This is a genomic window from Phycicoccus mangrovi (assembly GCF_018729305.1).
Taxonomy (GTDB): Bacteria; Actinomycetota; Actinomycetes; order Actinomycetales; family Dermatophilaceae; genus Phycicoccus; species Phycicoccus jejuensis.
On record NZ_JAHHWP010000011.1, the window covers coordinates 349,578 to 359,454 of the forward strand.

The 9,877-nt window shown below is 74.7% G+C and carries 7 protein-coding genes; 4 read left to right on the forward strand and 3 right to left on the reverse strand.

The features are described 5' to 3' along the window. Window positions 1-6 precede the first annotated feature (6 nt). Window positions 7-1,410 carry an LCP family protein gene (locus KMZ30_RS22355; RefSeq protein ID WP_215512838.1) on the reverse strand — a complete coding sequence of 468 codons (1,404 nt, stop codon included), beginning with the start codon at window positions 1,408-1,410 and terminating at the stop codon, window positions 7-9. Window positions 1,411-1,659: 249 nt separating this feature from the next. Between KMZ30_RS22355 and KMZ30_RS10320 the strand changes: the two genes are divergently transcribed. Beyond that, window positions 1,660-2,928 (forward strand): LCP family protein, encoded by a 1,269-nt coding sequence (locus tag KMZ30_RS10320; protein ID WP_215512839.1) that lies wholly within the window; start codon window positions 1,660-1,662, stop codon window positions 2,926-2,928. Window positions 2,929-3,049: 121 nt separating this feature from the next. Then, window positions 3,050-4,567, forward strand: coding sequence for an LCP family protein (locus tag KMZ30_RS10325; RefSeq protein WP_308279731.1), 1,518 nt, complete (start codon window positions 3,050-3,052; stop codon window positions 4,565-4,567). A 73-nt stretch (window positions 4,568-4,640) separates the two neighbouring features. On the opposite strand, the gene aqpZ is transcribed toward KMZ30_RS10325, so the two are convergent. Next, on the reverse strand, window positions 4,641-5,375 hold the full coding sequence (aqpZ, locus tag KMZ30_RS10330; RefSeq protein WP_215512840.1) for an aquaporin Z: 735 nt from the start codon (window positions 5,373-5,375) through the stop codon (window positions 4,641-4,643). After that, window positions 5,372-5,803, reverse strand: a complete 432-nt coding sequence (locus tag KMZ30_RS10335; protein WP_215520010.1) for an Asp23/Gls24 family envelope stress response protein — start codon at window positions 5,801-5,803, stop codon at window positions 5,372-5,374. Before KMZ30_RS10335 ends, aqpZ begins: the two co-directional genes overlap by 4 nt. A 253-nt stretch (window positions 5,804-6,056) precedes the next feature. Between KMZ30_RS10335 and KMZ30_RS22040 the strand changes: the two genes are divergently transcribed. Together KMZ30_RS22040 and KMZ30_RS22045 are read left to right on the forward strand one after the other, a co-directional pair. Further along, the gene (locus tag KMZ30_RS22040) at window positions 6,057-7,934 is read left to right on the forward strand and encodes a methyl-accepting chemotaxis protein (protein WP_215512842.1); all 1,878 of its coding nucleotides are present in this window, start codon (window positions 6,057-6,059) and stop codon (window positions 7,932-7,934) included. Between the two features lie 59 nt (window positions 7,935-7,993). Continuing rightward, the gene (locus KMZ30_RS22045; protein ID WP_215512843.1) at window positions 7,994-9,871 is read left to right on the forward strand and encodes a methyl-accepting chemotaxis protein; all 1,878 of its coding nucleotides are present in this window, start codon (window positions 7,994-7,996) and stop codon (window positions 9,869-9,871) included. Window positions 9,872-9,877 lie beyond the last annotated feature (6 nt).

The window sequence follows — 9,877 nt, forward strand, 5'->3', positions numbered from 1 at the left end:
GGGACATCATCCCGCAGAGCACACGCTCGCGAGGTCGCCGGTGTCGGCGTCGGGGTCGGTGCCGGGGCGCTCCATCACCGCGGGGGTCGACCCCGTCGGCGTGGGCGAACTCGTGGCGGACGCGGCGGCGGACGGCCGCGGGCCGGCGGCCGTGGCCTTGGGGGACGGGCCGGCCTCGCTGCGGGCGATGGCCTTCGCGACGGTCGAGCGGACCACCTCGGGGTCGTAGTCCCACGGCTTGATGAGCGGCGGCACGAAGTTGACCGAGGTGATCTTCTCCTGCTTGGTCTTCACGGCGACGTCGGCGAGGTCGGCGAGCGCGTCCTGCGGGATGTCGGTGGTGATGAGGCCCGTCGTGCTCTGCGCGATGCTCCCGAACTTCAGGAGCAGGGTCTGCGGGTTGAGCTCCTTGACCAGGGCGCTCGTCACGCAGCGCTGCCGGGCCATCCGCTCGTAGTTCGTCGACCCGTAGCGGCTCCGGGCGTACCAAAGCGCGTGGTAGCCGTCGAGGTGCTGCTCGCCCTTCTCGATGTACCCGCTGACCGGCGCGCCGTTGCCCCCGATGGGGGTGCGGCGCTGCACGGTGACGTCGAGGCCGCCGACGGCGTTGATGATGCTCGCGAAGCCACGCAGGTCGACCATGACGGAGTACTGCACGTCGAGGCCGCTCAGGCTCTCGACCGCCTCCTTCGTCGCGAGGAGACCGGGGTCCTTCGTGCCGGGCGGGAAGAGCTCGGCGTGGTCCCGACCCCACGTGTAGAGGCCGTTGAGCAGGCAGTCGTCACCGCAGGTCCAGCCCTCGGGCATGAGCCGGGCCATCGTCGAGCCGGGGCGGAAGCGGATGTCCTCGGTCTCGCGGCTGAAGCCGAAGAGGACCGAGCGGCCGGTCGCGGCGTCGACGCTCGCGAGCTGGATGGAGTCCGGGCGCAGTCCCGTGCGCCCCTTGCCGCTGTCGCCGCCGAGGAGGAGGACGTTGTACCGGCCGTGCGCCGCGGCGGCGGCCTCGCCGGTGCCGAAGAGCGAGGTGAGCGCTCCGCGGGCCTGCCCGACGCCGACGCCGGTCCAGCCGACGAGACCGGGCACGAGCAGGAGGACGACGAGCCCGCCGAGCAGGCCCCGGCGGTCGCCCATCGGCAGCCGGTCCGGGCGGCCGAGGCGCCACGCATCGACGAAGAGCGCGGCCCAGCCGACCGCGAGGAGCACGAGCACGACCTGCGCGAGCAGGAGCAGCCACCCGCGCGTCAGGAGCCAGAGCACCGCCGGCCGGCTGACCAGGGCGAGCAGCCCGCCGAGGGCGAGCACGGCCAGGACGCCGAGCCACACGCGCAGGGCGAGCCGGCCCACGGCGCGGCGCCCGGCGACGAGCTGGGCCGTGCCGGGGAGGACGAGCGTGAGGAGGAGGAGGGTCACGGCTCGCCGCCGGTGGTGCCGACGTCCCACCCCGGTCCCGTCACCCGGCCCGCGTCGCTCACCCGACCCCCGGGTGCGCTCGAGCACGCCGGTCCCTGCCTCTCCCATAGCCGCCCAGTATTCGCGCGGGCCGGAGCCCTCCGCGCGAGGCGCGCCGGGGGCCGGGGCGCCGTTTCCCGGACCGCGGACGACGGGCGCCCGGCGGTTGCGGGCACACTAAGTGGTCGGCCCCTTCCCGAGAGGACCCGGATGTCCGACGACCACGCCCGACCGATCCCGCGCCGCCCCGCGCCCGGGAGCGGCGACGACGACGTCTACGTCGTCGACACCCGGCGCCGGCGCGGCGCGCCCTCCCCCGGCACCGCCCGGCGGTCCGGCGGGGCGCCCCCGGCCGGCGTCGCCGCCGACCCGGTGGCGTACGACGAGTACGGCCGGCCGGTCCCGGCCGGAGGCGGCGGCGGGCGGACGCCGGGCGGCCGGACGAGCCGGCCGCCGCGCGAGCCCCGTCCCCCGCGCGCTCCCCGCACGCGGCGACCCGGACGCGGTCGGCGCATCGCCTCGCTCGTCGTCCTCCTCCTCGTCGCGTGGGTCGGGTTCACGGCGTTCGCCCCGTGGCACGCCTGGTCGAGCGTCTCGCGCGTCGACGACGTCCCCTCCGGCGAGCGTCCGGCCGCGGGCGACGGCCACACGTACCTGCTCGTCGGCTCGGACAGCCGGGAAGGCCTGAGCCGCGAGGACCGCAAGAAGCTCGGCACCGGCACCGCCGAGGGCCGGCGCACCGACTCGATCATCCTCGTCCACACCCCGTCGGGCTCGGGGAAGCCGGCCCTGGTCTCGGTGCCGCGCGACAGCTTCCTGCCCATCCCCGGGCACGGGGAGAACAAGGTCAACGCCGCCTTCGCGATCGGTGGCCCGAAGCTCCTCGTCCGGACGCTCGAGCAGGCGACCGGCCTGCGCATCGACGGGTACGTCGAGATCGGCTTCGGGGGCTTCTCGACCGTCGTCGACAGCCTCGGCGGGGTCGACCTGTGCGTCCCCCGGGCCATCAAGGACGAGAAGGCGCACATCGACCTGGCCAAGGGCTGCCAGACCCTCGACGGTCCGACGGCGCTCGGGTACGTCCGCGCCCGCTACTCCGACCCCGAGGGCGACATCGGCCGGGCCAAGCGGCAGCGGCAGTTCCTCGGCGCCGTGATGAAGGAGGCCGCGACGCCCTCGACGGTCCTCGTGCCGTGGCGCTGGTGGTCCTTCACCCACGCCGCCGCCTCGAGCGTCTACGTCGGGCAGGAGACGAGCCTCCTCGACGCCTACCGGATCCTCTCGACGATGCGGAAGGTCTCCTCCGACGAGGCGCTCAGCCTCGTGGTGCCCATCGGGAACGCGAACGTCACGACGTCGGCGGGCTCCTCGGTCGTCTGGGACGCGCAGCGCTCGAAGGAGCTGTTCGGGATGCTGCGTGACGGCACCCCGCTGGAGGCCCCGCCGCCCGGCACCGACGGGAAGCCGACCGGGGGCTGACCCCCGCCCCGGTTCTCAGGATCCGTCCAGAACCGGTCGGTACACTCGCCCGGTCCCGTGCCCGCGGGACCCCGCCCACCGAGTCGGTGCCGCGGGTGGACCCCGAGCGCAGGAGGCCCCGGTGGACGGCGCGCGACCCGACGACGCCCCCGAGGGGACCCCGCAGGCCCTGCCGAGCCGCCGTGAGGTGCACGGCAGCACCCGCAGCCCGTGGGTCAAGCGCACGGTCATCGCGCTCGTCGTCGCCCTCGCGGTCGGCGGCACCGGCGTCGCGGTCGCCGCGTGGAAGCTCAACAGCAACATCACGAAGGTCGACGTCTCGGAGGCGGTCGGCACCGACCGTCCCACCCGCGCCCCCGAGGCCCGCGGGGCGGTCAACCTCCTGCTCCTCGGCTCCGACAACCGCACGGGCGAGGGCAACGACACCTACGGCAAGGTCGTCGACGACCCGGGCCAGCACTCCGACACCAACCTCCTCGTGCACCTGTCGGCCGACCGCACGTGGGCGACCGTCGTCTCCATCCCCCGCGACTCGATGACCAAGGCCCCGCCGGAGTGCTCCAAGAGCGCGCCGAAGGACCAGTGGGTCATGCGGCAGTGGAACCACAACTACAAGATCGGCGGCACCGGCTGCCTCATCCGGACGCTCGAGGGCAACACCGGCGTGCTCGTCGACCACTACGCCGTCGTCGACTTCCGCGGCTTCAAGTCGATGGTCGACGCGCTCGACGGCGTCGAGGTCTGCACCACCGAGTCGATCGACGACCCGAACTCGCACCTCAGGCTGACGCCGGGCAAGCACACCCTCGACGGCGAGCAGGCGCTCGCGTACGTCCGCACCCGCAAGTCCGTCGGCGACGGCTCGGACCTCGGCCGGATCAAGCGCCAGCAGGCGTTCCTCTCCTCGGTCGCCCAAGAGGCGACCTCGAGCAAGCTGCTCTTCCAGCCGACGCACCTCTACTCGTTCCTCAGCGCGGCGACCAGGTCGCTGACGACCGACCCCGAGTTCGGCCTCGGCACGATGAAGGACCTCGCCGAGAGCATCCGCGGCATCGGGCTGAAGAACATCGAGTTCATCACCGTGCCCAACGAGGTCTACCCCAACGACCCCAACCGCGTGCAGTGGCAGGACTCGGCCGACCTCATCTGGGAGTCGATCCGCGAGGACCACCCGGTCAACGAGACGCCGACGAAGGGCGCGAACCCGTCGCCGTCCGCGTCGCCGCTCACCGTCTCCCCCGACGAGATCACCGTCCAGGTGCTCAACGGCGCCGGCACCTCCGGGCTCGCGAGCCAGGACGCCGCCATCCTCGAGGCGCAGGGCTTCACCGTCTCGGGCACGGGCAACGCACCGGACGCACGCACCGGCACGCTCGTCGAGTACTCGACGGGCCACGAGGAGGCCGCGCGCACGGTCGCCGCGGCCTTCCCCGGCGCGAAGGTCGAGGAGGCCACCGGACTCGGGAAGACCGTCCGCGTCACCCTCGGACCGGGCGCCGAGAACCCCGTCGAGGTCGAGAACCGCGTCGGCAGCGAGCCGCTGCCCACGCCGTCGGTCACGGCGGCCGCGCCGGCACCGAGCGCGACCCCCACGCTCGAGACCCGACCGGCCAGCCAGTCCATCTGCCAGACCACCTGAGGACGGGTCGCCCCCGTCACCCGACGGCGGCCCGGTGCGCACGCACCGGGCCGCCGTCCGTCGTCCGGCCGGGTCAGGGACGCAGCCGCGCGGCGACGACCCCGCCGAGCACCCCGCCCACGAGCGGCGCGAGGACGAACAGCCACACCTGGCCGAGCGCGGCGCCGCCGGCGAACAGGGCCGGGGCGAGCGAGCGGGCGGGGTTGACGGAGGTGTTCGTCACCGGGATCGACACGAGGTGGATCAGCGTCAGCGTCAGGCCGATCGCCAACGGCGCGAAGCCCTTCGGGGCGCGCTCGCCGGTGGCGCCGACGATGACGAGCACGAAGACGGCGGTGAGCACGACCTCGACGACGAGGGCCGCGAGCAGCCCGTACTGCTGCGGCGAGCGGTCGCCGAAGCCGTTCGTGGCGAACCCGTCGGCCGTCGTGAAGCCGGGACGCCCGGACGCGACCGCGAGGAGGACGCCGGCGCCGAGGACCGCCCCGACGAGCTGCGCCCCGACGTAGGCGGGCAGGTCGCGCCACGAGAACCGGCCCGCCACGGCGAGCCCGACGCTGACGGCCGGGTTGAAGTGGCCGCCGGAGAGGTGACCCACGCCGTAGGCGGCGGTGGTCACGGCGAGGCCGAAGGCCAGGGCGACGCCGAGGTACCCGACCCCGACGAGGACGGGTCGCCCGTCGGCCTGCGCCGTCGCGGTGGCGGCGAGGACGGCCGTGCCGCACCCGGCGAGCACGAGCCAGAAGGTGCCGACGAGCTCGGCGCCGAGCCGGCGGGTGGTCGAGACGGTCTCGGTCGCGGTGCTCATCGGTCGTCCTCCTCGGTGTGGTCGGTGCTGGTGGTGGGGTCCGGGTCCTCGAGGTCGGCGACGGTGACGTCGACCCGGCCGACGCGCAGGCCGGTCATGCCCTCGACGGCCTCGACGACGTGCTCGCGCACGTCGTCGGCCGTCTCGTGGACGGGGCGGTCACCGGTGGCGACGAGCTCGACCTCGAACGAGGCGGTGCCCTCCTCGACGACGACGGTGACGCCGGCGGTCGAGGTGGCGCTGCCGGTCAGTCGGTGCACGACCGCGCCGGCGAGGCGCTCGGCCCCGGTGCCGACGCGGGCGACGCCCGGCACCTCGCGGGCGGCGAGGGTGGCGACGGTGCCGACGACCGAGTCGGCGATGCGGGTGCGCCCCCGGGTGGTGGGGGCGGTGGCGACGGTCCCGGCCGTCGTGGCGGGGCCTGTCATGGTGGTCAGCTCCTTCTCTCTCGGTGATGTGGTCCACCCCGTCAGTCGCCGGGACGCGGCGGAGCGCACGCCGTGTCGAGGGTGACGTGCGCCACATCGAATCGGCGCCTTCGCGGCGGCACGAGGCTGTCGAGGGTTTGATCCGTTCTTGACGAAATCTTTCTGGAGCCGCCGCACCCGCCGGCCGATGGGTCGTCACGATCCGAGGCGGCGACCGGCCCCCGGGACGCTCGAGCACGAGGGAAGGACCCCGATGAGCGCTGCCACCCCGACGACCCCGCGCCGTGGACCGGGCGCAGTCCTGCTCGCGCCCGTCCTCGTGGTCGTCCGGCGGTTGCGGCTCCCCGCGCGCCTGCTCCTCCTGACCGCCGTCCTGCTCGTGCCCGTCCTGCTGCTCGGGCGCTCCTACCTGGCCCTCAGCGCACCCGACATCGCCGAGACCACCGCCGAGCGCGAGGGCCTGGCGGTCCTGCGACCCGCGGTCGCCGGGCTGGCCGAGCTGGCCGGTGGTCGCCCGCTGGACCTGTCCCCGCTGCGGGCCGCCGTCGCGGCGCACCCGGAGCTGGGTGTGGAGGAGGAGATGGCGGCGGTCGATGCCACGGCGTCCGGGGCGACCACTCCCGCCGGTGTCGTCGGCACCGCGGGCGCCCTCGTCGACCTCGTGGAGGCCGTCAGCCGCGCCTCGAACGTCACCCTCGACCCCGACCTGGACTCCTCCAGCCTCGCCGACGCGACCTTCGCCGAGCTGCCGGACCTCCTCCTCGAGGCCACCCAGGCCCGCGTGCCCACGGAGGCCACGACGGTGGACGAGCGCGTTGCCGAGCAGGCCCTGCTCGGGGGGACCCTGCGGACCCAGGCCCGCCACATCCGCGACGACCTCGAGGTGGCCCTCGCCGACACCGACCGCCCCGCCCTCGCTCGCGAGGTCCAAGGCCTGACGGCCGCCGCTGCTGCCGCCGACGCGCTGTCCGCGAGCATCGTCCGCGACCTCGAGAACCGGGAGGCGGCCGACGTCACCACGGTGGCCTCGGCGGCGACCGCCGCGGCCGAGCCGACGATCGACGCGTTCGACGCCCTGCTCTCGGGCCGCGTGGACGAGCTGACCGCCGCCCAGCGGGAGGACCTCGTCGCGACCCTCGCCGCCCTGGTCGTGGCGTTGTGGCTGGTGGCCGGGATGGTCGTGCTGACCCGCCGCGACGCCGGCCGCACCGTGCAGGCCGTCCAGGCCCTGGCCGAGGGCGACCTGCGCGCCAAGGACCTGCCCGACGGCCGCGACGAGTTCGGCGACGTCGGCCGCTCCCTCGACGCGGCCACCACCCGCCTGCGCACCATGATCACCACCATCAGCGACGACGCCGTCACCCTCGCCGCCGCCAGCGAGGAGGTCTCCGTCGCCTCCGCCTCCATCGCCTCCGCCGCCCAGCACACCAGCGCCCGCGCCCAGCTCGCCTCCGGCGCCGCCCAGGAGGTCTTCTCCCACATCGACTCCCTCTCCGCCGCCTCCACCGAGTTCGGCGCCTCCATCGGCGAGATCTCCCACTCCGCCTCCGAAGCCGCCCGCGTCGCCGTCAAGGCCACCGACCTCGCCCGCCTGACCACCACCACCGTCGAACAGCTCGGCCGCTCCTCCGCCGAGATCACCGACGTCATCGGCCTCATCCGCGCCGTCGCCGAACAGACCAACGTCCTGGCCCTCAACGCCACCATCGAGGCCGCCCGCGCCGGCGAGGCAGGCCGCGGCTTCGCCGTCGTCGCCGGCGAGGTCAAGGACCTCGCCCAGAAGACCGCCGCCGCCACCGCCGACATCACCGACCGCGTCCACCAGATCCAGACCGACGGCGCCGCCGCCGCCACCGCCATCGGCCAGATCGCCACCGTCGTCGAGGAGATCACCGAGCACCAGACCGCCATCGCCGGCGCCGTCGAGCAACAGAGCGTCACCGCCACCGAGATCAGCCAGCGCGCCGTCGCCGCCGCCACCCGCTCCGGCGACATCACCGACTCCGTCGGCATCGTCGCCGACACCGCCCAGGTCACCAGCGGCTCCGCCGCCGACAGCCAGAGCGCCTCCCTCGAGCTCGCCCGCATGAGCACCCAGCTCCAGACCCTCGTCGCCCAGTTCCAGCACTGACCCGGCCGCACGACCAGCAGCACGACGCCCCACCACCGCTCACCCCGAGGAACGACACCATGAGCACTGCCGCCCCGACGACCTCCCGCCCGCACCCGGGCACGATCGTGGTCGCACCCGTCGTCGCCGTCGTCGGCCGACTGCGCCTCGCCTCACGCCTGCTGCTGCTGACCGTGGTCCTGCTCGTGCCGGTGCTGCTGCTGGGCCGCTCCTACCTCGCGCTCAGCTCGCCGGACATCGCCGAGACCACCGCCGAGCGCGCCGGTGTGCAGGTGCTGCACCCGGCCGTCGCGGCCCTGGCCGACCTGGCGGGCGGCCGTCCGCTGGACCTGTCCCCGCTGCGGGCCGCCGTCGCCGCGCACCCGGAGCTGGGTGTCGAGGAGGAGATGGCGGCGGTCGATGCCACGGCGTCCGGGGCGACCACTCCCGCCGGTGTCGCCGACACCGCGGGCGCCCTCGTCGACCTCGTCGAGGCCGTCAGCCACGCCGCGAACGTCACCCTCGACGCCGACCTGGACTCGGCCAGCCTCGCCGACGCGGCCTTCGTCGGGCTTCCCGACCTGCTCCTCGAGGCGATCGAGGCCCGTGTCCCCTCCGAGGCCACCTCGGTCGACGAGCGCGTCGCCGAGCAGGCCCTGCTCGCCGGGGCGATCCGCACCCACGTCCGCGGCCTGCGCGACGACGTGGAGGTCGCCGTCGCCACCACCGAGCGCGCGGTCCTCGCCCAGGAGGTGGCCGGGCTGCGTGACGTCGCGGACGCGGGCGCGGCCCTCAGCGACGCCGTCCTGGCCGACCTGGAGACCCGGGAGGCCACGGACTCCTCCGCCCTGGCGGCCGCCGCCGTCACGGCCGCCGAGCCGACGATCGACGCGTTCGACGCCCTGCTCGCCACGCGTCAGGCCCACCTGGCGGGCGAGCAGCGCTTCGACCTCACGGCCACCGCCGTCTCGCTCGTGCTGGCGTTGTGGCTGGTGGCCGGGATGGTCGTGCTGACCCGCCGCGACGCCGGCCGCACCGTGCAGGCCGTCCAGGCCCTGGCCGAGGGCGACCTGCGCGCCAAGGACCTGCCCGACGGCCGCGACGAGTTCGGCGACGTCGGCCGCTCCCTCGACGCGGCCACCACCCGCCTGCGCACCATGATCACCACCATCAGCGACGACGCCGTCACCCTCGCCGCCGCCAGCGAGGAGGTCTCCGTCGCCTCCGCCTCCATCGCCTCCGCCGCCCAGCACACCAGCGCCCGCGCCCAGCTCGCCTCCGGCGCCGCCCAGGAGGTCTTCTCCCACATCGACTCCCTCTCCGCCGCCTCCACCGAGTTCGGCGCCTCCATCGGCGAGATCTCCCACTCCGCCTCCGAAGCCGCCCGCGTCGCCGTCAAGGCCACCGACCTCGCCCGCCTGACCACCACCACCGTCGAACAGCTCGGCCGCTCCTCCGCCGAGATCACCGACGTCATCGGCCTCATCCGCGCCGTCGCCGAACAGACCAACGTCCTGGCCCTCAACGCCACCATCGAGGCCGCCCGCGCCGGCGAGGCAGGCCGCGGCTTCGCCGTCGTCGCCGGCGAGGTCAAGGACCTCGCCCAGAAGACCGCCGCCGCCACCGCCGACATCACCGACCGCGTCCACCAGATCCAGACCGACGGCGCCGCCGCCGCCACCGCCATCGGCCAGATCGCCACCGTCGTCGAGGAGATCACCGAGCACCAGACCGCCATCGCCGGCGCCGTCGAGCAACAGAGCGTCACCGCCACCGAGATCAGCCAGCGCGCCGTCGCCGCCGCCACCCGCTCCGGCGACATCACCGACTCCGTCGGCATCGTCGCCGACACCGCCCAGGTCACCAGCGGCTCCGCCGCCGACAGCCAGAGCGCCTCCCTCGAGCTCGCCCGCATGAGCACCCAGCTCCAGACCCTCGTCGCCCAGTTCCAGCACTGACCCGGC

Excerpts from the sequence above, each read along its gene's own strand:
- aqpZ (WP_215512840.1), bottom strand. The coding sequence starts at position 5,375 with ATGAGCACCGCGACCGAGACCGTCTCGACCACCCGCCGGCTCGGCGCC.
- KMZ30_RS10335 (WP_215520010.1), bottom strand. The coding sequence starts at position 5,803 with ATGACAGGCCCCGCCACGACGGCCGGGACCGTCGCCACCGCCCCCACC.
- KMZ30_RS10320 (WP_215512839.1), top strand. The coding sequence starts at position 1,660 with ATGTCCGACGACCACGCCCGACCGATCCCGCGCCGCCCCGCGCCCGGG.
- KMZ30_RS22045 (WP_215512843.1), top strand. The coding sequence starts at position 7,994 with ATGAGCACTGCCGCCCCGACGACCTCCCGCCCGCACCCGGGCACGATC.
- KMZ30_RS22040 (WP_215512842.1), top strand. The coding sequence starts at position 6,057 with ATGAGCGCTGCCACCCCGACGACCCCGCGCCGTGGACCGGGCGCAGTC.